Source organism: Fulvivirga kasyanovii (assembly GCF_009711405.1).
Taxonomy (GTDB): Bacteria; Bacteroidota; Bacteroidia; order Cytophagales; family Cyclobacteriaceae; genus Fulvivirga; species Fulvivirga kasyanovii.
The window spans coordinates 1-20465 of the sequence record NZ_SMLW01000566.1 but is presented as its reverse complement, the minus strand read 5'-3'; the positions used below and the strand labels follow the sequence as shown (position 1 = coordinate 20465).

18 protein-coding genes are annotated in these 20465 nt (G+C 44.9%); 5 read left to right on the top strand and 13 right to left on the bottom strand.

Annotation, left to right across the window (positions count from 1 at the left end; all coding sequences use genetic code 11):
* Positions 1-773, top strand: a 773-nt coding sequence (locus E1163_RS14540; protein WP_155173042.1) for an RNA polymerase sigma factor, incomplete at its 5' end; no start/stop codon positions are given.
* Between the two features lie 49 nt (positions 774-822).
* Here the strand turns inward: E1163_RS14540 and pncA are convergent.
* The gene (gene pncA / locus E1163_RS14535) at positions 823-1428 is read right to left on the bottom strand and encodes a bifunctional nicotinamidase/pyrazinamidase (RefSeq protein WP_155173040.1); all 606 of its coding nucleotides are present in this window, start codon (positions 1426-1428) and stop codon (positions 823-825) included.
* Positions 1429-1433: 5 nt separating this feature from the next.
* The gene (locus E1163_RS14530; protein WP_155173038.1) at positions 1434-2843 is read right to left on the bottom strand and encodes a nicotinate phosphoribosyltransferase; all 1410 of its coding nucleotides are present in this window, start codon (positions 2841-2843) and stop codon (positions 1434-1436) included.
* A gap of 233 nt (positions 2844-3076) precedes the next feature.
* Between E1163_RS14530 and E1163_RS14525 the strand changes: the two genes are divergently transcribed.
* Positions 3077-3898 carry a ZIP family metal transporter gene (locus tag E1163_RS14525; RefSeq protein ID WP_343033833.1) on the top strand — a complete coding sequence of 274 codons (822 nt, stop codon included), beginning with the start codon at positions 3077-3079 and terminating at the stop codon, positions 3896-3898.
* A 206-nt stretch (positions 3899-4104) separates the two neighbouring features.
* On the opposite strand, the gene E1163_RS14520 is transcribed toward E1163_RS14525, so the two are convergent.
* From E1163_RS14520 to E1163_RS14510, 3 genes are all read right to left on the bottom strand, one after another.
* Complete coding sequence (locus E1163_RS14520) at positions 4105-4860, bottom strand: SDR family oxidoreductase (RefSeq protein ID WP_155173036.1); 756 nt, start codon at positions 4858-4860, stop codon at positions 4105-4107.
* Positions 4861-5490: 630 nt separating this feature from the next.
* Entirely contained in the window at positions 5491-6000 is a 510-nt protein-coding gene (locus tag E1163_RS14515; RefSeq protein WP_155173034.1) for a DUF892 family protein, read from the bottom strand.
* Between the two features lie 181 nt (positions 6001-6181).
* A complete protein-coding gene (locus E1163_RS14510) occupies positions 6182-6730 on the bottom strand; it encodes a hypothetical protein (protein WP_155173032.1) in 549 nt (182 codons plus the stop codon).
* Positions 6731-7026: 296 nt separating this feature from the next.
* Here E1163_RS14510 and E1163_RS14505 point away from each other — a divergent pair, with 296 nt between their 5' ends.
* Positions 7027-7446: a globin family protein gene (locus E1163_RS14505; RefSeq protein WP_155173030.1), complete on the top strand. Its 420-nt coding sequence runs from the start codon at positions 7027-7029 to the stop codon at positions 7444-7446.
* 57 nt (positions 7447-7503) lie between these two features.
* Here E1163_RS14505 and E1163_RS14500 read toward each other — a convergent pair whose 3' ends face one another.
* The 7 genes from E1163_RS14500 to E1163_RS14470 all read right to left on the bottom strand — a co-directional run bounded on the left by E1163_RS14500 (position 7504) and on the right by E1163_RS14470 (position 17164).
* Positions 7504-7863 (bottom strand): nuclear transport factor 2 family protein, encoded by a 360-nt coding sequence (locus tag E1163_RS14500; RefSeq protein ID WP_155173028.1) that lies wholly within the window; start codon positions 7861-7863, stop codon positions 7504-7506.
* Positions 7864-7932: 69 nt separating this feature from the next.
* Positions 7933-9072, bottom strand: coding sequence for an efflux RND transporter periplasmic adaptor subunit (locus tag E1163_RS14495; protein WP_155173026.1), 1140 nt, complete (start codon positions 9070-9072; stop codon positions 7933-7935).
* 24 nt (positions 9073-9096) lie between these two features.
* Positions 9097-13425 carry a CusA/CzcA family heavy metal efflux RND transporter gene (locus tag E1163_RS14490; RefSeq protein WP_155173044.1) on the bottom strand — a complete coding sequence of 1443 codons (4329 nt, stop codon included), beginning with the start codon at positions 13423-13425 and terminating at the stop codon, positions 9097-9099.
* Between the two features lie 179 nt (positions 13426-13604).
* The gene (locus E1163_RS14485; RefSeq protein ID WP_155173024.1) at positions 13605-14981 is read right to left on the bottom strand and encodes a sensor histidine kinase; all 1377 of its coding nucleotides are present in this window, start codon (positions 14979-14981) and stop codon (positions 13605-13607) included.
* On the bottom strand, positions 14978-15646 hold the full coding sequence (locus E1163_RS14480; RefSeq protein ID WP_155173022.1) for a response regulator transcription factor: 669 nt from the start codon (positions 15644-15646) through the stop codon (positions 14978-14980). The genes E1163_RS14485 and E1163_RS14480 overlap by 4 nt, the downstream gene beginning before the upstream one ends.
* 124 nt (positions 15647-15770) lie before the next feature.
* Positions 15771-16721: a sterol desaturase family protein gene (locus E1163_RS14475; RefSeq protein WP_155173020.1), complete on the bottom strand. Its 951-nt coding sequence runs from the start codon at positions 16719-16721 to the stop codon at positions 15771-15773.
* An 8-nt stretch (positions 16722-16729) separates the two neighbouring features.
* A complete protein-coding gene (locus E1163_RS14470) occupies positions 16730-17164 on the bottom strand; it encodes a rhodanese-like domain-containing protein (protein ID WP_155173018.1) in 435 nt (144 codons plus the stop codon).
* A 121-nt stretch (positions 17165-17285) separates the two neighbouring features.
* On the opposite strand from E1163_RS14470, the gene E1163_RS14465 reads away from it, so the two are divergent.
* Positions 17286-18539, top strand: coding sequence for an MFS transporter (locus E1163_RS14465; protein WP_155173016.1), 1254 nt, complete (start codon positions 17286-17288; stop codon positions 18537-18539).
* Between the two features lie 29 nt (positions 18540-18568).
* Entirely contained in the window at positions 18569-18958 is a 390-nt protein-coding gene (locus E1163_RS14460; RefSeq protein WP_155173013.1) for a DUF302 domain-containing protein, read from the top strand.
* Between the two features lie 153 nt (positions 18959-19111).
* Here the strand turns inward: E1163_RS14460 and E1163_RS14455 are convergent, their stop codons facing one another.
* Positions 19112-20212 (bottom strand): Fic family protein, encoded by a 1101-nt coding sequence (locus E1163_RS14455; RefSeq protein WP_246223694.1) that lies wholly within the window; start codon positions 20210-20212, stop codon positions 19112-19114.
* Between the last annotated feature and the right edge of the window lie 253 nt (positions 20213-20465).

Genomic DNA, 20465 nt, shown 5'->3' with positions numbered 1-20465 from the left:
CTTGCCTGGAAGGGAACAAACAAAGCCTTACCATTCTGGTGAAGTCGGTGCAAGGGCTGGTTTTTAATTTATCCCTTCGCTTTTTGTGGGAGCGTGCCGATGCAGAAGATGCCACACAGGAAATATTGATCAGGGTGATCACCAACCTAAGTAAGTTTAAAGGCAACAGCAAATTTAATACATGGGTTTACCGTATTGCTGCTAATTACCTGATTAGCCTGAAAACAACCTCACTGGAAAAGAAGCTTACCTCGTTTGATGTTTTTGCTGCAGATCTGCAGACTTTTAAAGGGCCGGTGGAATATGCACTGCCGGACAAAAGCTTGCTGGAGGAAGAGCTAAAGACGGGGTGCACTTTGGCGATGTTGCAATGCCTGGACCGGGATTTGCGCATGGCTTTCATTCTGGGCAGTATATTAAAAATTAAAAGCAGTGTTGCGGCTAAAATAACAGGAGTAAAACCCGACAATTTCAGGAAAAGAGTGGAACTGTCGAGGAAATTGCTGGGGTCATTCTTAAATGCGCATTGCGGTGTTTACAATACAGCCAATGCTTGCCGGTGCAGTAAGCGCATTAATTCGGCTTTAAAATGCGGACAGATCAACCGGGAACAACTGAATTTTGCTGATAAAGTAGAGTCGTATAACCGCGAAATGGAAGAACTGGACGGGCTGGCAGGGATCTACAATCAACACAATTTTAAAAGCACAGAAGACATGACGCAACATCTAAACGCTTTGTTGGAGAATAAAAGCATTCTTAAGCAGGCATAAGTAGGGGAGCTGGCGGCTGGTGACTCTTTATTCGTTACTGATCCGCTGTTCAGATATCACTGCTCATAATCACCTTTCCACCCAGGGCTTTGATTTCTTCCTTTGCCTTTAAAAACCCTGCCGGGTCAATGGCCCTGGTGGCATCTTCTATCATATAGGTACCAAAACCTTCTTTCAGGGCGTCCTTCGCAGTGTAAAAAACACAAAAATCAGCCGCCAGCCCGCAGATGTAGACATTTTTAACCTTTCTTTCCCTTAAATACCCGGCCAGGCCGGTAGATTTTTTATGGCCGTTGTCGTAAAAGCCACTGTAGCTGTCTATTTCAGTGTCCATGCCTTTCCTGAATATGGCTTCTACCTTATTTAGGTGCAGTCCGGCATGAAATTCAGCCCCTGTAGTGCCCTGTACGCAGTGGTCGGGCCATAGGATCTGCTCCAGCCCTTGAAGCGTTGTGGTTTCGAAGGGTTTTTTCCCGGGATGATTGCTTGCAAAGCTTTTGTGTTCCCGAGGATGCCAGTCTTGTGTGGCTATTACAAGTTCAAATGATTTTTGAAGCTCGTTAACCACAGGAATGATCTCATCGCCCTGAGGTACGGCGAGGCTACCACCGGGAGTAAAATCATTTTGAATATCTACGATCATCAACGCATCCATGTAGCTTACTTTTTATACTGGTTTTTCAACTCATTTCTTTCCTTCAACAGTGTTTCACTGATTCCCACTTTATAAACATGCGGGTAGTAAAAACGTTTGTGTTCGTCAGGGAGCAGGCTCAGCCTCTCCTGGCAATACGAAGCTATGCTTTGCAGGGAAGGGTAGGGCGTAACAGTTTGTCCGTTTTCCATTACCTTATGGAGCAGAGGCTCCTGTTTCATGTCCTGCAGGCTTAAGGATTTATCAGGTTCTGACGGATGGTACATCATGTCCGGATTGTGTTCATCGGCCTTAAGTACTACATCAGCCCCGAAAAAGCGGCCGTCACCATTGATCACCCGGTGTACCTGTTTCTTATCAGGTAACGTAAGTTTTTTGAGGTTTTCAGACAGCTTGATGCGGGGCTTGCCGTTGGAGTAGGAGAGCTTGTATACGCCATCCAGGGCAGCGTCAGGTGCTCCGGTTACCAGGCTGGTGCCTATACCAAAGATATCAATAGGGGCGCCCTGGTCGTCAAGACTTTTGATCACCCATTCGTCAAGCTGGTTGGAGGCAGTGATCTTTACCTCCTGAAACCCTGCATCATCGAGCATCTTCCTTACTTTCTTGGATAAATAGGCCAAGTCACCACTATCCAGTCGCACGGCCAGCAGGCGTTGTCCGCGGGCTTTCATTTCTTTGGCTACTTCAATGGCATTGGGCACTCCTGATTTTAGCGTATCGTAGGTGTCGACCAGCAAAATGCAGTTGTCCGGCCTGTTGAGGGCAAAATCCCGAAAGGCGGAAAGCTCATCGTCATAGCTTTGGATAAAGGAGTGTGCCATAGTACCCACCGCCGGAATACCGAAATCATGGGCAGCCTTCACATTGCTGGTAGAGTTGAAACCGCCAATAAATGCTGCCCTGGTGGCGTGGTATCCTCCCGTTCCCTGGGATCTTCGAAGTCCGAAATCGCTCAGCACCCTGTCGCCAGAAACTGACCTGATACGGGCAGCTTTGGTAGCAATTAGTGACTGGAAATTAAGTATATTGAGCAGGAGCGTTTCTACGATCTGAGCTTCTACTATTGAGCCTTCCAATCGCAGTATGGGCTCATTTGGAAAAATAACTTCACCTTCTTTTACGGAGTACACCGTGCCCTTGAATTGAAAATCCGCAAGACTTTCCGCAAAATCTGTATTTAGTCCAATTCGTTTAAGGTATTCAATGTCCTCCTGGGTGAACCTGATGTCCTGTAGTACCTCCAACAGTGTACCCAGCCCGGCGAAGATCGTATAGCCTCCTTCATATGGGTTTTTTCTATAGAAATAATCAAATACCGCCTCCTGATTGCTCTTTCCCGTCAGGTAATAAACCTGGGCCATGGTGAGCTGATAAAGGTCGGTATAAGTGCCTGTTATGGTAAAGTTTTTCATTTTCTGGTGTTCTGGTTGCTAGTTTCTGGCTTTTCTAGTTACTGGCTTTTTGGTTTCTGGTGTTCTGGGCGACTGGTTATTGGTTGTACCTTAACCACTACATAGTAAAAGTATGAGCCAAAACAATCAATAGTGAACGTTTGAACCTCTAAATTATAGATTCTGAAAGTTAAACACTTTGTGGACTTTTTTCATTAAGTAGGGAGAAGGATTCTGGTTTAATAATAAATATTGTGGAATCGATTACTGCTTTTTTTGAAGGTTTGGATCCCTTATATGCGGCGCTGGTGGCTACGGTGTTTACCTGGCTGATGACCGCAGCAGGTGCTTCCATGATCTTTCTGGTTAAGGATATGAAGCAGAGCGTGCTGGATACTATGCTTGGGTTTACCGGCGGTGTTATGGTTGCGGCAAGCTTCTGGTCCCTGCTGGCACCGGCTATTGATATGTCGAAAGACCTGAGTGTTCCCCAATGGGTGCCTGCTACAGTTGGCTTTTTTGTCGGAGCTATGTTTTTATATGGTATGGATAAAATCCTGCCTCATCTTCATATCAACTTTCCTGATACTGAAAAAGAAGGGGTCAAAACCAGTTGGGAGAGTACTGCGCTGCTGGTGTTGGCCATTACATTGCACAATATACCCGAGGGCCTGGCTGTAGGCATTGCCTTTGGTGCCATTGCTTCCGATGTACAGGGGGCTGAACTGGGCGGGGCGATCGCTTTGGCATTGGGCATAGGTTTGCAAAATTTCCCGGAAGGTACGGCAGTAGCAGTTCCACTGAGAAGAAAAGGCCTGACCCGGTTAAAAAGCTTTTGGTGGGGGCAGATGTCAGCCATAGTAGAGCCGATAGCAGGGGTAGCCGGGGCAGCTTTCGTACTTTCCATCCGCTCTATACAACCCTACGCACTGTCCTTCGCCGCAGGAGCCATGATCTTCGTGGTAATAGAAGAAGTAATACCCGAAACCCAAAGAGACAAATACACCGACCTCGCCGCCCTCGGCTTCATCGGCGGCTTCATCATTATGATGATATTGGATGTGAGCCTGGGGTGAGTTTTCTGGTTGCTGGGTACTAGTCTCTGGTTTTCTGGTTTCTAGTTCACAAAATTTGTCTACTGCCTTTGCCGATTGCCTACTGGCTTACTGGTTTCTGGTTGCTTGTTTACAGTTCCATCAATTACTGGCTACGAATTCCTTAAAAAGAACCAATTTGCCAACTGCTCTTGCCGATTGCCTACTGGTTTGCCTATTGAAACTAATCACCTTGCTATCCACCCTCCATCTACGGCCATGGACTCGCCGGTTACGAAAGATGAGGCGTCGGAACAAAGCCATATGATAGCTTCGGCCACTTCTTCGGGTTGGCCCATACGTCCTACGGGTTCCATGTCTTCGTAGGCTTTTTCTACGGTTTTGTCTTTTCCTGTTACGCGGTCCACCATGGGTGTTTTGATCACTCCGGGGCACACAGCGTTGATGCGGATGTTCAGCTTGGCATTTTCCAGAGCGGCAGTTTTTGTAAGGCCTATTACTGCATGCTTGCTGGCGACATACGCGGGAAGTCCTGGAAATCCGACCAAACCTGCGATTGAAGCCACATTTACTATAGAACCTTTACCCTGGTTAAGCATAATAGGTATTTCATGTTTCATGCAAAGCCATACACCTTTGAGGTTGATTCCCAGTACCTTGTCCCAGTTCGTTTCACTGCATTCGTGAGCAGGTGCAGTTTCGCCTTCAATACCAGCATTGTTCACTGCATAATCCAGGCTGCCGAATTGCTCAATGGTTTTATGTACCATTGAGGCAACATCTCCCGTATCAGAAACATCGCACTTTACAAACAAGGCCGTACCGCCAGCCTTTTTTATCGTATCCACCGTTTCAAGGTCTTCAATCCAGTCGGCGACCACTACTTTGGCTCCTCGTTGCGCAAATGCTATTGCGGTTGCTTTACCAATACCAAATGCCCCGCCGGTGACCAGGGCTACTTTATCTTCAAATATCTTATCCATGGTTGATGTGTTTTTTCAAGGTAATATTACCTCTTATGCGCTCCTTAAATAATGATAAACGAGCGGGTAGTTGGTGATTTTTATCATGCCAGTTAATGTTGCCTGTATGGCAGAAATCCATGCATGATAAAGGTCTTGGCAGTTGATGATCCTGATCACTGAAAAAGGCTATTGATGGTAGTACCTTTATATTATAAACATAGTCAAAGTCTTGCTGATTGAGGTAAACAGGATAGTAGACATAAATGCTTCAACAGGCATGAAACTATTCCGTCCGATGATTGTAATAAAAAGCAGTCGCTTGATCGAAGGTTTTGGTTATGCAGGTAACATAGAATAACTGCTTCAAAAGGCACTAAACTATGTTATCCGGAAGGCGGATTAGGTTCCGCCTTCTTTTTTTAATAGCAATCGGCAAATGCAGGATCAAGCGGAATTTCTGGGGAGCCCCTAAATTTTTACCTCTTTGCTGACAGACAGTTGTTAATAGCAATCGGCAAAAGCAGCAGACAAACTCGTATAATATAACAATAAGCGCGGTTTACTGATTTTCAGTGGCAAGTTTTACATTACTTGTTTTACTTTCCAATCTATTTACTCCACAGGTTTTACGTTTGTTCCAATAAATCGCTATCGGTATAGTGAGGGGTCCTGCTCTTTTGGGGCATATGCTTTTTCCAAATACTCTAATTTTTGGGAGAGTTTCCGTTCTTCCTCTAAAGATCTTTTAAGCATTCTTGAAACTACATCATAACCCAGAGCATCCGAGCATTTTATGGCCTCCTTATGAATGTTGACGATATAATTGATCAAAGCCTGATATAGGGTTATTGTCATATGATCAGATGCCTCATTACTTCCATATTTTTCCCGTAATACACTATTGGTTGATATAAGGTACTTTACTATATCATCGCTGCAAGTGGCTGAGGGCTCTTCTTTCAGGAGAACGAAAAGCATCTCCAGCCGCATTTGTTGTTTCTTCTTTTCATCAACTTCGGCACTTATAAATTCTTTCAAGGCCGGTGAGTTTATCTCATCTTTTATTTTAGGCAAAGTTTGACTGAGTTCCCTTTCAGCTTCATAAATCAATCGTAAGTAGTAAGCCACCAGCTCCCTCATGTTGGTTATATCATGCATTGCTTTTACTTTTTTAAACGTAAGAAACAATGTTAAGCAGGCCAGCTAAGCTTTAAAATGACTCATAGCTGTGGCATAAACTGATTTATGACAGCTTTTTCTGGCACTAGAGCGTAATGGTCAGCGTGTTTTACGGAGTTATTTAAGGTGACAAGTTTTGAAAACCTGAAGAGCCGATCAGCTACCATTTAATAATATAGGTGCAGCTATCTCCGCCCTTCAGCCTGCTTCCTTTTGAGTCATCCAGCGTTACGCTGTATTTGGTAGAGTCTTTGGGCTTAAAGCGGACGAGCATGGTGGTGATGATGCCACGATCAAAATCACTCGGGTATGGGTTGTCACAAACCATTATCGCCTGCCGTTTCTCCGCATCAAATTCGGTGACTTTGTAATTGCCGATCTTTCCCTTTGTATGGTTCATGTGATAGGCTACATCTATGGCATTGAGGGCTTTTTCAAGGGTATCTATCTCAGGAGGAAACTTGGCGTTTGCAGGTATGGCCTTTCCTATGATATAAAGTGTGTTCTCTCCTATATTGTTATAGATTTCTTTAAAGGCATTCAGCCACTTCTGCTGATCATACCACTCTTCGGCGTTAATATTGACAAGGCCGTGTTTTTTCAAAATATTGAGCCTTGTTTCCTGGCCAAATTCCATAGCATTGACTACAGACATGATGGTTTGGCCGTTTACTTTGACGTTGGGGTCATATGAAACAAATTGTGCCATGTTTTATGGGGTTAAGGTGGATAACATTGGAGGAATAAAATACGAAAATATTCTCTAAAAAATATAAATGATTTTGATCAGTGTTTTTACTGTCGTAAGTCATCCTTTTATGACTTATTGTGTAATATCATTGCGCCTCTTGCGCCACTTGCGGCAGATCTGATGATCCGGAGGGTGGACTGGCCATTGTAACAGAAGTTACAAAGCATAAGAAAAACAAACAGGTTCTTTGCGACCGGATACGTTGGGGTTGATAATAAGTGAAACGATACAACTAAAACACATAAATAAGTCACATGATGGAAAATCTTGCAACGACTGATAAAATCACACTTGTACAGAATAGTTATGGAAGGTGCCTCAATAATGGTAACATGCTTGAGACTTTTTATCAGAAATTCCTTTCCAGTAGCAATGAAGTAGCGGAAAGGTTTAAACATACGGATTTTGAGCAACAGCATAAACTATTGCGGCATGGCCTTAATTTAATGATCATGTATGCTGCCGGTAACTTTGCAGGACAGTCAGGCCTGAGAAGGATCAAAGAGAGCCATAGCCGTGCAAGGCTAAATATTGAGCCACGTTTTTATATTTTATGGAAGGGTGCATTGTTGAATGCAATTATCCAGCACGATAAAAAGTTTGACAGGGAGACACGCGAGGCCTGGAACGAAGTACTGGATAAGGGTATTGAATTTGTAACTTCCGGGTACTAGTATTTACCTTTAAACAAAACAAACTTCCGGGCTGTATCAAGATTTTGGTACAGCCCTTTATTTTTTAGGGATGGGCAAACCCTGCTGTCGCAAAAATGACAGCTTGTCCCAATACCCTCTCTGAAATTTGATTTTGCCGTCTGTGACATGAAAAAAGCCACAGCCTCTGAGGCCTAAAGGATCTTTCCATTCCAGGATAGCCCATTCGCCATCCTCAAACAGATTTTCCACTATGCAGTGCATGTCAGCATGGGCGAACTCGTTTTCAAACATGTTTTTTATGGCTTCCCGGCCATTGACAGGTTCCTCTGCTACCTGATGGTTGATCGCATCGGTGTGGTACAGCTCAGCCAATTTTGCAGCGCTGCCCTGGTTGAAAAGCCTGACCCATTGGGTGACTAGTTCTTTTGGTGACATAAAACTCAGGTTACTGAACTTATGCCAACGTAATTTCCTGCCCGATGTTCGGTACTTAGGGTAAGAGTTTTATTCCACAATTAAATTGAATGCCCCTTTAACCAAAAATTCACTTCCTGCTGCAAATTCCTTGCTGTTGGAGATCTCAATATACCCTTGATGGTTCAGGCCCGTTTCCACTTCTCTTTTTTCCAGGATTATGCTTCCATCACTTCCTGCTTTTTTAACCAATACGTAAGACTTTTCTTCAATATTAACCACGGCTTCCTCAGGGAGTGCTGCTGCCGGATGGGCTGAAGTCATTATTTCGGCCTCAACATACATGCCCGGGGTGAGTGTTTGTTGTGCTTCATCGTCTAAATGGGCATGAACGGATATGGTCCTGTTTGTCATATCAACTGTTTTTCCGATCAGGTGAACATGGGCTATATGCTCTCTGTTGTCATCCTGGATCCTGAATTTAACCGGCTGGCCTTCGCTGACAGAAGGTATGTCCTTTTCAAAAATGCTTAGTTCCAGGTGCAAATGCTCAGTATTGGTGATCGATACCGCAATATCTGCCGGGTTTAAAAACATACCCTTGACGGCATTTACACGGGTGATGAAGCCGGAAATGGGCGCGGTAACCGTAATCGTTGACCTGATGTTACTTTCATCAAGCAGGCTGGTATTGATGTTCATCAGGCTGAGGCTTTTCTTCAAAGACTCGTAATTGGCCAGCGTAACATTATAATCTGATTCTGCTTTCAGAAAATTCTTTTGAGAAGTTACCCTGTCACGGGCCAGTTCTTTTTGGCGCTCGTAATCCGCTTTGAGATAGCTCAACAGGCTTTTGGCTTGCAGGTATTCCTTTTGCATGTTTATGTACTCCGGGTTTTCCAATGTGAACAATACCTGGCCTTGTTTTACAGGTTGTCCCGGAAGTAGATTGATCTCTTTAACATAGCCGCCAAAATAAGCGCTTATGGAAGCCTTATTTTCAGGAGGTACGTCAATCGTCCCATTGGCCGCCACGGAGCGGGGAAAACTATGGATGCTGAAAGTATCCATTGCCATCAATGATGAGGTAAACTGCTCTTTGGTCAAAGTGATGGTGTTGTCCGTGTCTGTGTTCTTTGAAATGTCCTCCGTTTCGGGGGCATTTGCAGTACAGGATATCATGGTGATGAGTCCTGCTAAAAATATTCCGTTGATCTTTATAAGTTTCATGTCCTGAGTAGTTTCAGATTTAATTTAAAATACATAGTTGGCTTCAAGTATGGTGTGGTTGTACCTGAGCAGGTTGTCCAGGTAGTTCATTTCAATATCACCGGCTTGCTCCAAAAGCTGGACATACTGCAAAAAGTCTATCTCTCCTTCCTGAAAAGATCTGGAAGCATGTGTAATCAACTCTTCCGCTAATGCTTTGCCATTAGTGTCGTAGTAGTCCAGCGCATTTTGGTACTGTCTCAGGTCCGCAACCAGAGACTGAAATTTTGCATTGAGTTTGATGTTATAGTTTTTAGTTTCGGACGCTCGTATGGAGGCCTCTGTACGTGCCGATGCAATGCGTGACCTATAACTTCCGTAAAACAAAGGCACTGCTATGCCCACCTGGAAGCCGGTGTATGTTTTGGCATTCAAACCATTATTTGTGCCCTGAAAAGCCTCAATTCTGAGGTCAGGGAGCATCTGCCGCTTTTCTACCGACAGGTAGTTTCCCGAGAGCTGCTGCATCTCCCGGTATAGCTTTAGGCCGGGGTGGTTTGCGTCGGCCGGGGAGCTTAGCTCCGGGGCAAGGCGAGGCATTTCAACGGCTGAGATGATAAAGGCCGAGTCTGACTGCATCCACTGCTGTAGTTGCAGGTATGCCTTGCTCACTTCTTCCCGGCCCTGTTGCAGTGAGAGTTTTATGGCTCTTTGCTTGCTTTCGGAAGTGATCTTTTCAAGGTAGTTGCTTTCCCCCAATTCAAACCTGCGATTGGCTGCCAGGGCAAAATGGCTATATAAACTATCAAGATATTGATTGTAGCTGACTACGTTTTGCCAATAAATGACTCTGTAATATGCTTTGGATACTTCTTTGGAGATCATTGCCGCATCCAGATCGTATTGTAGTTTTGCCAGGTTTATTTGGTTCTCCTGTACATTTTTCTTTGCACCATACACTGAGGGAAACTGTATGGACTGGCTGATGCCCCAGACTTTTAGAGGCAGCCCGTTCTCTGCCAGGTTGTTTTCATCATAGCTATAGTAGAGTTCGGTTTTGCCGGGATCAAAAGCAGTGCCGGTAAGCTGCTGGCTTTGCTCAATACGTTCGGCTGAAGCTTGCAGGCCTTTGTTGTTCTCTAGCGCGATCTGTATGGCCTCATCTAAAGTCAATGACTGTGTTTGTGCCCCGGCAGCAAATGGCAATATCAGCAGCACCAGTACAACCAGGCTGGGTTGTGCATTTATGTGTGATTTCTGTGGCTTCCTGTCAAAAATGGCGTATAGCACTGGCAGAACTACAAGCGTAAGTACCGTTGCCGTGATCAGGCCACCCACTACTACAGTAGCCAGGGGCCGCTGTACTTCGGCCCCGGCAGAGGTGGAGATTGCCATAGGCAGAAAACCTAACGCTGCGGCCGAAGCAGTGAGTAGTACAGGTCGTAAACGTTGTTTAGTCCCGGTAATGATACGTCTGTTGATATCATGCATACCGTGCGCTTTTAGCTCTTTAAAGTGCTCAATAAGCACAATGCCATTAAGTACAGCAATACCAAACAACGCTATGAAACCAACACCGGCAGAGATGCTAAAAGGGAGGCCACGGATATAGAGCAGCAGCACACCTCCGACAGCAGCAAGAGGTATGGCACTGTAGATCATCAAAGCTTCTTTTACTGAGCCAAATGCGAAGTACAACAATATGAAAATGAGCAAAAGGGCTATGGGGACGGCTATCATCAGCCGTTCTTTGGCTGTTCTCAGGTTTTCAAACTGGCCGCCATACTCTACCGTGTATCCTGTTGGCATTTTAATCTGACTGCCAATGATTCCCTGCACATCTTGTACCACCGATTCCAAATCCCTGTTCCGAACGTTTACACCGACTACAATTCTACGCTTGGTATTATCACGCGATATTTTAGCGGGGCCTTTGGCATAGGTAATTGTGGCAAACTCGCTAAGTGGAAGCTGGCTGCCATCAGCCATTTGGATGGAGGCTTTACTGATATTGTCTATATCTTTTCTGTGTTCCTTATCAAAGCGGAGTACAAGGTCAAACTGCTTTTCGCCTTCAAATACAGTCCCTGCAGCAGAGCCGGCAAAACCTGTAGTGATGATCTGGTTGAGATCGGCTATGTTCAGTCCGTACTTGGCCACTTTTTGCCGGTCATACCGGACCGACATCTGGGGCAGGCCGGCAATTTTTTCTACCGTAATGTCCGCTGCGCCTTCTACATGCTGAATGGCCCGCTGTACTTCCAGGGCTTTTTTGTAAAGCACATCCAGGTCTTCACCGAAGATCTTAATGGCCAGGTCGGCACGTACACCTGTGATAAGCTCATTAAAGCGCATTTCAATGGGTTGTGTAAACTCATAGTCGATGCCCGGGATATCGGCAAGTGCTTCTTTGAACTTATCAGCCAGTTCATCCTTGCTCTCAGCAGATACCCATTCACCTTTTGGCTTCAGTTTGATGATCACATCACTTTCTTCCATAGACATCGGGTCTGTGGGTACCTCCGCAGCGCCAATTCTGCTTACCACCTGGTCTACTTCGGGAAACCTTTTGAGTATCTGCTCTATCCGGGTGGTTATCTCAATGGTTTTGCTTAGCGAGGTTCCGGTTTTCAGCACCGGCTGGATCACAAAATCGCCTTCATCCAGTGTGGGTACAAACTCTCCGCCCATTTTGCTAAACAGGACGCCCACGGCGATCAAAAGTATGCCAGCCATGGTCAATACCGCAGCTTTCCGCCTCAGGGCCCACTTAATAACCGGCTCGTACTTTCTTTCGAGAAATGAAATGAGCCTTGATGAGATAGATGTCTTTTGCTGTGCCGATGGCTTGATGAACAGGGAGGACATAACCGGTACATAGGTAAAGCAAAGGATCATGGCACCTATGAGTGCAAAGGAAAAGACCAATGCCATAGGCCTGAACATTTTGCCTTCTACATTGATCAGTGAGAAGATCGGGATAAAAACAATGATAATGATCAACTGGCCGAACACTGCTGAGTGCATCATTTTAGATGCTCCCTGGAACGTGATATTATCGATAAAGCTCCTTCTTTCATGGAGGGGGAGTGTCAGCAGTTTGTTTCTCTCGCTGGTTATTTTATAAGCGATGTACTCTACGATGATCACCGCTCCATCGATAATGATCCCGAAATCGATGGCCCCCAGGCTCATCAGGTTGGCATCTACACCAAAAATATACATCAGCGATAAGGCAAAGAACAGGCTCAGGGGAATGACAGAAGCCACCACCAGCCCTGACCGCAGGTTGCCCAGGAGCAGCACCACCACAAATATCACGATCAGGCACCCCAGGATCAGGTTTTCTGCAATGGTAAAGGTGGTTTTACCAATCAGCTCGCTACGTTCCAGAAAAGGGTTGATAACAATACCTTCAGGCAATGATGATTGTATTTCACTCACCCGTGCTTTCACGGCCTCAATTACCGCTTTGGAGTTGGCCCCTTTGAGCATCATGACCTGCCCCAATACCTTTTCCCCTTCACCATTACCGGTAATGGCCCCAAAGCGTGTGGCATGTCCGAACCCGACAGTGGCTACATCCTTAATATAAACCGGTACGCCGTCTCGCGTTGTGACCACCACATTTTCAATGTCTTCGATAGTGCTTACGAGGCCTTCTCCCCGAATGAAATAGCTTTCATTGGTTTTTTCTATATACCCGCCACCAGCAATGCTGTTGTTTTTTGCCATGGCTTCATATATGTCAGTTAACGGGACTTTCATGGCTTTGAGGCGCTCCGGATTGATCGCTACTTCGTATTGTTTAAGGTATCCGCCCCAGGTATTAACTTCCACTACGCCGGGTATACCTGAAAGCTGGCGTTTCACCACCCAGTCCTGAATAGTCCGTATGTCGGTGATGGTATATTGACCTGCGTATTCAGGTTCTACATCAATAACATACTGGTAGATCTCGCCCAAGCCTGTAGAAACCGGCCCCATAAAAGGTTGCCCAAAGCCAGCCGGTATTTTCCCTTCGGCATTTTTGATTTTTTCGGCTATAAGCTGCCGTGGCAGATAAGTGCCAATATCATCATCAAAAACTATGGTCACTACGGAAAGTCCGAACTTTGAAACCGAGCGAATTTCTTTTACGCCCGGCAGATTGGCCATCTCCAGTTCTACCGGGTACGTCAGGAATTTCTCTACATCCTGGGTGGAAAGGTTGCGAGAAGTTGTGATCACCTGCACCTGGTTATTAGTAATGTCAGGCACTGCACCAATAGGTATATTCATAAGCGAATACACACCAAAGCCGGTAATGCCTGCTACAATAAGCAGTATGATAAGTTTGTGATGGATACTGTAGTTGATGATACGTTCTAACATGTTGTAGCCTTTAATTGATACACCAAAGTTGCTACCCATCGTCTAAGGCTTTTCTCAGCCTATTCTTAAAATTTGCTTAAAATTTGTATTATAAGGTTGGGTTAAGGGCAAACCAGTAAGGTACACATTGGTATTTTGAATGAATCCTGGAGTGGTTAATAAGAATAATTGTGGCTGCTTTACTGCCGGTTGAATTTTATAGTGACGGTTGTGCCTTTTTGCAACTCGCTGTCAACAGACAATTCGGCATTAATGGCTTCTGCGGCTTTTTGGGCAATTGACAGCCCCAAGCCTGTTCCTGAGATGTGCTTATGGTCCAAGGCGCCGGACCTGAAAAAAGGATTGAACAGGTGGGTTATATCCTCTTGTTTAATGCCTATTCCCTGGTCCTCTACCTTGCATATGACGTTGTCCCCCGACTTAATGATGTGGATATGGATTTCTTTCTGAGGGTCAGAGTATTTTATGGCGTTGTTGATTACATTATCAAGAATGAGGTTGGCATAATACCTGGGCACAATGGTGTCTTCAGCCGGTGCATCAAATTTTATCTTTAACTTTTTCTGCTCTATGGCCGGGGTTTGCCTTGAAAGGATTTCATCGATGAGTGCTATCAGCGCCACCTGGTCTTCGGGGTTGGGTTTGCGTGTGTCATAAAAACGGGCCAACAGAAGCAATTGCTCGAGTATACCTGTCATGCGGTCAATTTCCGTCAGGCTATATCTGATCTTTTCTTCATATTCAGTCTGCGTTCTGGGCTTCCGGATCAAAACTTCCAGCGTACCCCGCAATGACGACAGGGGTGTCCTTAACTCATGAGAGGCATCAGAGGTAAACTGTCTTTCCCGTTGCATGGCATTTTCGATGCGTTCCAGCAGTGCATTAATGGAGTCTGCCATATCGTAAAGCTCATCTTCATTGGCAGGAAGCGGTACGCGTTCCTTTAAATTGTTTTGCGTGATCCTTCTGGAAGTATCCGTAATCCTCCTGACCGGGATAATGCTTCTGCCGGCAAGGAACCGGGAAATGAAAAACAGCCCGATCAATACCATGGGGTAGGAGATTTGCAGAATAGAATTCAGGTCTCTGAGTATTTCGCGGGCAGGCTCCAGTGATACTGCAGCCAGGATATATCCCCTGGTAGCACCGTTATGCCTGACCGGAAGCTGCACCTGCCGGATGGCTCTGTTATTAAGCCTGGTGTCGAAATGCTCTCCAAACCTGGATTGATAAAATGGCAGTTGCTGTTCTTTCAGGTTTGGGGATTTGTCCATAAGCCTGCCATTGTCATTGAGGATCTGGATAAATACAGGATTGACCTGGGCTTCACGGTGTTCTCTTTCTTCCCATTCGGCTTTGTTGATAAAGTATATGGTATCCCCAACAAATTTTATTTCCTTCGTGTGTTTATTGGCCTCATAGGAGAGGGTGCTGTCAATGTTTTGGTAAACGGTGCCTTTAACGGTAAAATACAACACAGCATACAGTACCGCCACTACGATAGCCGTTGCGATCATGTAGTAAAGTGCTATTCTGTTCTTAAAGGTGGTTTTCATACCTCACGGGCTATATATCCGACTCCTCTTACTGTTTGAATGTAATTCTCATCCTTGCCGAGCTTCAGCTTTTTTCTTAGTGCATTGATATAAACGTCGATTACACCTGTGTTGTACTCAAAATGAATGTCCCATACGCTTTCTATAATCCTCGTCCTCCGGCAAACTTTGCCCTTGTTGCGCATGAGGTATTCCAGAAGCGCAAATTCCTTTTGGGTTAGCACTATCTCCTCATCATTTTTAAAAACCTGGTGAGTATTTGTGTTTAGGGTAATGTTGCCAAGGGTAAACAGGTGATGTTCTCCTGATTTTGGACGTAGCTGTACTTTAATACGCTCCAGAAGCTCATCAAAATGAAAAGGTTTCCTGATGTAGTCATTAGCTCCGGCCTGTAGCCCAAAAATGGTTTCTTCAACCGTATCTTTAGCCGTGAGGAAAATAATGGGTGTTTCTTTATAAGTCTTTCTGAATTGCCGGCATATTTCAATGCCACTGACTCCCGGCACCATCCAGTCCAGCAGCAGCAGGTCATATTCGCCAGACAGGGCCAGTTCGAGCCCTTTATGTCCTTCCTCTGCAGTATCTACGGCAAAAGACTCTTCTTCAAGTCCCTGTTTCAGGAAATTGGCTATTCCTGGCTCATCTTCTACAATCAGAATTCTCATAGTACAAATATCCGTGAGCATAAGTTAAGTTCTTTTAAGCTTTTTCTTAAGGTTTGCTTAAAATTTGCTCATACTTATTCAGGATTTTAGCCCTCAATCTTCCTATGCCCGCTCGTGTATATTATCAGGTAGCCAGTTTGTCTTTTTCAGGAGCTATTGGCTGCAATGCTGCCTTTGTACCTGCCTCATGAGGGGCAGAGGAGGCTTTACTTCTGGTAAGGCCATGCAGGTTCTGCTTTACAAAGCCTTTAGGGAATTGCTCTATTCCCGGGAAGCCCAGCCTGATGTCTTTACCGTCATAGGGAATGTAATCCGTTTTGAAAAGGTAGTCCCATATGCTGAGGGTAAGGCCGAAATTTACTCCCAAAGGCTTATCTTTTGGCAGGTCATAGGCATGGTGCCAGATGTGCATTTGAGGGTTGTTGAAAATGTACTTTAGCGGCCCGAGGTTCAATTTGAAATTGGAATGATTGAAATGCCCGACAGCAAGGGTGAAAATATGGATAATGAAAAAATCCCTTAACCCGATACCGATCAAAGCCAGAGGAATATATTCGATGGTGCGATAGACGATGTTTTCCATCCAGTGAAAACGCAGATGTGCGGCAAAACCCATCTGCTCTACCGAATGGTGCACTTTATGGAACTCCCACAATGCCGGTACTTTATGTAGCAGCCTGTGGACCCACCACTGGACAAAATCACGTACAACAAACCCGATAAGCAGGTGCGCCCATACCGGCCAGCTCATCACTTCAAATGCCAGCAGGTTGGTGATACCAATGGAAGCCAGCAGGTCATTGAAAAACTGCACTACCACATTAGAGGCGGCATTGTAAATGATCAGTGAAAACAGGAAGAAATTAAAGAACATGTAGAACACGTCCAGCCAGAAATCCTTGCGGAAAGGGGGCTGGTCTTTGCGCCACGGCCTGAACCACTCTACACCAAAAAAGAACAGCGACACGGCGATAAGCCAGTAGAAGTAGTTATGCCATGAAGGGGAGGTGATCTCCTGCCAGAGGTAGTTGGCGTACCCTGTGTAAGAGTCAGCAATGAGTTGTAGATAGTTCATGATTTCAATTAGTCCTGTTTTAAGCTTTTTCCACTCTTTTTCCAGTCTGTAATACCACCTTCCAGATCAACTATGTGTGTGAAACCCTGGTCTTTGAGTATATAAGATGCTGCTGCACTTCTGCCACCTACTGCGCAGTAAACAAACACGGGTTTATCTTTTTTAAGTTCACTGATCTGGGTTTTGAATGCAGGTGAATTATAATCTATGTTTATGGCATCTTCCAGGTGACCACCGTTATATTCCCGGGCAGTTCTTACATCTATGAGCTGGGCATCAGGATATTCACGCAACAAAGCTTCAAATCTTTCACTATTCACCCGCTCCATCTTACCGGCCTGCTGTACAGATTTCATCTCTTCTTTTCCATTTTCTGAGTTTTGTTTGCAGCCAGCCAGGGAAAGGCTGGTAGTGATCATCATCAGAGATATTGTTTTTATCATAAGGGTTTTAATTAATCATTATACAAAATTACAATATTGTACGCCTTGAAATGTAACCAATGTTACTTAAGCAGCCTTATAATTCCGTAATTTTGATTTAGACGGGCAAATAGATTTAATAATGGGAAATACTAAGCACGTGAAGCTTGGTTTAAAAGAAAATTGGCTGCAGTTTCTGCTTCTGGTTGTCATTAATGCTTTCGTAGGAGGGATGGTGGGGCTTGAGCGTAGTGTACTGCCCCGGTTGGCAGAGGTTGAATTCCATATAGCGGCAAAAACGGCTATACTCTCTTTTATAGTTGTGTTTGGTGTTTTTAAAGCTGTCTCCAACTATTTTACCGGTGCGTTGGCTAACAGGCTGGGAAGGAAAAAACTTCTGGTTATCGGTTGGCTGGTAGGTATTCCCGTACCTTTTATACTCATGTACGCCGGAAACTGGGAGTGGATCATAGCTGCCAATATACTGCTGGGGGTTAATCAGGGACTGGCCTGGAGCAGTACCGTGGTAATGAAAATAGATATAGCAGGCGAGAAGCAGCGCGGGCTTGCCATGGGGCTGAATGAATTTGCCGGGTACCTCGCGGTAGCGGTGGTAGCATTCTTAACGGGGTACATAGCATCGGAATATGGCTTACGGCCTTACCCGTTTTATCTGGGCATCGGCCTTGCTTTTGCCGGGTTGCTTGGCAGCATTTTCCTGGTCAGGGAAACCCATCACCATGTGAAAAAGGAAGCTGAAAGCAATCAGGTGAAACGGCTGGAGCATGTGTTTTCGGATACTTCATGGAAAGACAGGAATCTTGGCTCTGTGACACAGGCCGGTCTGGTGAACAACCTCAATGACGGTATGATGTGGGGGCTGCTGCCTTTGATATTGACTTACCGGGGGTTCGACCTGGAGCAGGTAGGAGTGATAACTGCTGCCTATCCGGCGGTGTGGGGCATCGGCCAGCTCTTTACAGGAAAAATGGCTGACCATGTGAACAAGAAACGCATGCTCTATGGAGGCATGCTGCTACAAGCGGTGAGCATACTATTGTTTATGCAGGCCACCAGCTTCGCACACTTTCTTGTGCTGGCTATAGGACTGGGATTAGGTACGGCATTGGTTTACCCTACATTCCTCGCCACTATTGCAGCGTTCACCCACCCGTACGACAGGGCACAGAGCCTTGGAGTGTTTAGGTTCTGGCGCGACCTGGGTTATGCTATTGGGGCCATTGTTACAGGTTTGCTGGCCGATTGGCTGGGTATGCTTGTGCCTGTTCTGGTCATAGGCATACTTACCTTTTTGTCAGCAGTAGTGATCATGGTGCGTATGCAGAACCCTTTGGAGGAGGAAAATCTTAAAGAGGAAAAACAAGTTGTGATATAAGCAGTTTTACATTAAAAACGGAGGTAATTATGAGTTACTATAGCAACAAATTAATCAAACATGCCCATTTTGATGAGGTCATTCAAAAAGTGACAGAGGCTTTAAAAGAGGAAGGCTTTGGCGTACTTACTGAAATTGATGTAAGGGATACTCTCAAAAAGAAGATTGACGTGGACTTCAGACCTTACAAGATATTGGGAGCATGCAACCCTCAGTTTGCACACAAAGCCCTGCAAGCCGAAGACAAGATCGGCACCATGCTGCCCTGCAATGTCATCGTACAGCAGAAAGATGTAGACACCATAGACGTAGCAGTAGTTGATCCCGTAGCCTCGATGCAGGCCGTCGGGAACAAGGACCTTGAAGGTATAGCGGGAGAGGTCAGGGATCGCTTGAAGAGGGTACTGGATAGGATTTGATTTGGTGGTTTTGGTGAGCGATGGACTGAGCTGAAGTCTGAAGACCGAGGTGATTTGTGTTGGGTGGTGAAGGGTAAGCGGTAAACGGTTAAAAGCAGTAAACAGTAAACAGTAAACAGAAAACGGTGAACAGTGAACTGTAAATTGTAAACTCTACAAATTAAGTAGGTAGTGTGTGCTTCGGCCACCTGCTTCTTTTAGTAAAACACCGGATTCAAAAAGCTCTTGAAGGTCTCTTGTCGCGGTGGCCTTGGAGGTGTGTGTAATAGACATGTACTTTTTTGCGGTCATGCCTCCTTTAAACCCCTCAAGGCCTGATTTTAGCATAGTTGAGACCGCTTTAAGTTGCCGGCTATTAAGTGTTTGCCTGTGTTGATCGAAGAATGCTGTCTTTTTAATGGAAAATGAAATCAATTTTTGTGCATCTTCCTGAGCATCAATAATAACCTGGGTGAAGTAATTGATCCAGTCGGTAATTTTAAGCGTCCGTTGTGCTTGTTTTAAGGCATTAAAATAAGCCTGTTTGTCCTGTTCTATGGTTTTAGACAAACTGATAATCAGTGGTTTGCCCATGCCCTGGTACAGTGCCTTTTCTACCAGAAACCTTCCAATCCGCCCATTTCCATCTTCAAAAGGGTGAATGGATTCAAAATACAAATGAGTTATGGCAGACCTGACAAGAGGATTTCCAATCGTATTTTTACCGTTGGGTGCAGTGCTATTGAACCAATCAATGAAAGCTTTCATTTCGTTCGGTACATTTTTAGAAGGAGGGGCTTCAAAATGTACAGTTTCCTTACCAATGGTACCGGATACCACCTGCATAGGCTCGGCATGAGTCCGCCATTGACCAGAATTAATCTTTCTGAAACCCTTCATTAATGTAGCATGCCAGTTAAAAAGCATCGGTTCAGAAAGTGGCTTTTCAAAGGTTTTATTTAAGGTTACAATTAGCTCAGCAATACCTTTGGCACGTTCATCTGTAATATTTTCTTTTGAAGGTTTAAGTCCCAGGTTCTTTTTAATGGATGAATATACATCTGCGTGACTCAAGTATTCACCCTCTATTTCTGAGGTTTTTAGAGCTTCATACACCATGAAGTCAATGATGGCATCATACTTTCTATCCATTGGAAGCCCTGTTATAAGCCCTTCTATTTGACCACTTTTAATCCCGTATGTCAATAATTTGGTTTCCAATTCAGGAACGTTATACTCGAAGTCAGGCCAATTTTTGTGCTGCCAATTGTACATCATGAGCCGAATGTACAACTTATTCGGCTCAAAATAAAGTAATTTTTGAGCCGAATAGCTTTTTTATTCGGCTCATGCAGTTCACTGTTTGAATTGTCCACTGTTTATCAAAACTGCCTATAATCCCCTCTAATGCTTTAAACTAAGGCGGTCGGACACCTGCAAATACACACTTTTTGGCCGGTATATTTATCTTTAGAATGGCAGCTTACAGGGCTAAATTGCGGCTTTACTAAACTTCCGAAAGTTTGGT

Bases quoted from the DNA above. Each gene is read 5' to 3' on its own strand.
- E1163_RS14495 (WP_155173026.1), bottom strand. From the start codon at position 9,072: ATGAAACTTATAAAGATCAACGGAATATTTTTAGCAGGACTCATCACC.
- E1163_RS14515 (WP_155173034.1), bottom strand. From the start codon at position 6,000: ATGCATGATATAACCAACATGAGGGAGCTGGTGGCTTACTACTTACGA.
- pncA (WP_155173040.1), bottom strand. From the start codon at position 1,428: ATGGATGCGTTGATGATCGTAGATATTCAAAATGATTTTACTCCCGGT.
- E1163_RS14530 (WP_155173038.1), bottom strand. From the start codon at position 2,843: ATGAAAAACTTTACCATAACAGGCACTTATACCGACCTTTATCAGCTC.
- E1163_RS14465 (WP_155173016.1), top strand. From the start codon at position 17,286: ATGGGAAATACTAAGCACGTGAAGCTTGGTTTAAAAGAAAATTGGCTG.
- E1163_RS14520 (WP_155173036.1), bottom strand. From the start codon at position 4,860: ATGGATAAGATATTTGAAGATAAAGTAGCCCTGGTCACCGGCGGGGCA.
- E1163_RS14485 (WP_155173024.1), bottom strand. From the start codon at position 14,981: ATGAAAACCACCTTTAAGAACAGAATAGCACTTTACTACATGATCGCA.
- E1163_RS14460 (WP_155173013.1), top strand. From the start codon at position 18,569: ATGAGTTACTATAGCAACAAATTAATCAAACATGCCCATTTTGATGAG.
- E1163_RS14455 (WP_246223694.1), bottom strand. From the start codon at position 20,212: ATGTACAATTGGCAGCACAAAAATTGGCCTGACTTCGAGTATAACGTT.
- E1163_RS14510 (WP_155173032.1), bottom strand. From the start codon at position 6,730: ATGGCACAATTTGTTTCATATGACCCCAACGTCAAAGTAAACGGCCAA.
- E1163_RS14505 (WP_155173030.1), top strand. From the start codon at position 7,027: ATGATGGAAAATCTTGCAACGACTGATAAAATCACACTTGTACAGAAT.
- E1163_RS14500 (WP_155173028.1), bottom strand. From the start codon at position 7,863: ATGTCACCAAAAGAACTAGTCACCCAATGGGTCAGGCTTTTCAACCAG.
- E1163_RS14470 (WP_155173018.1), bottom strand. From the start codon at position 17,164: ATGATAAAAACAATATCTCTGATGATGATCACTACCAGCCTTTCCCTG.
- E1163_RS14475 (WP_155173020.1), bottom strand. From the start codon at position 16,721: ATGAACTATCTACAACTCATTGCTGACTCTTACACAGGGTACGCCAAC.
- E1163_RS14490 (WP_155173044.1), bottom strand. From the start codon at position 13,425: ATGTTAGAACGTATCATCAACTACAGTATCCATCACAAACTTATCATA.
- E1163_RS14480 (WP_155173022.1), bottom strand. From the start codon at position 15,646: ATGAGAATTCTGATTGTAGAAGATGAGCCAGGAATAGCCAATTTCCTG.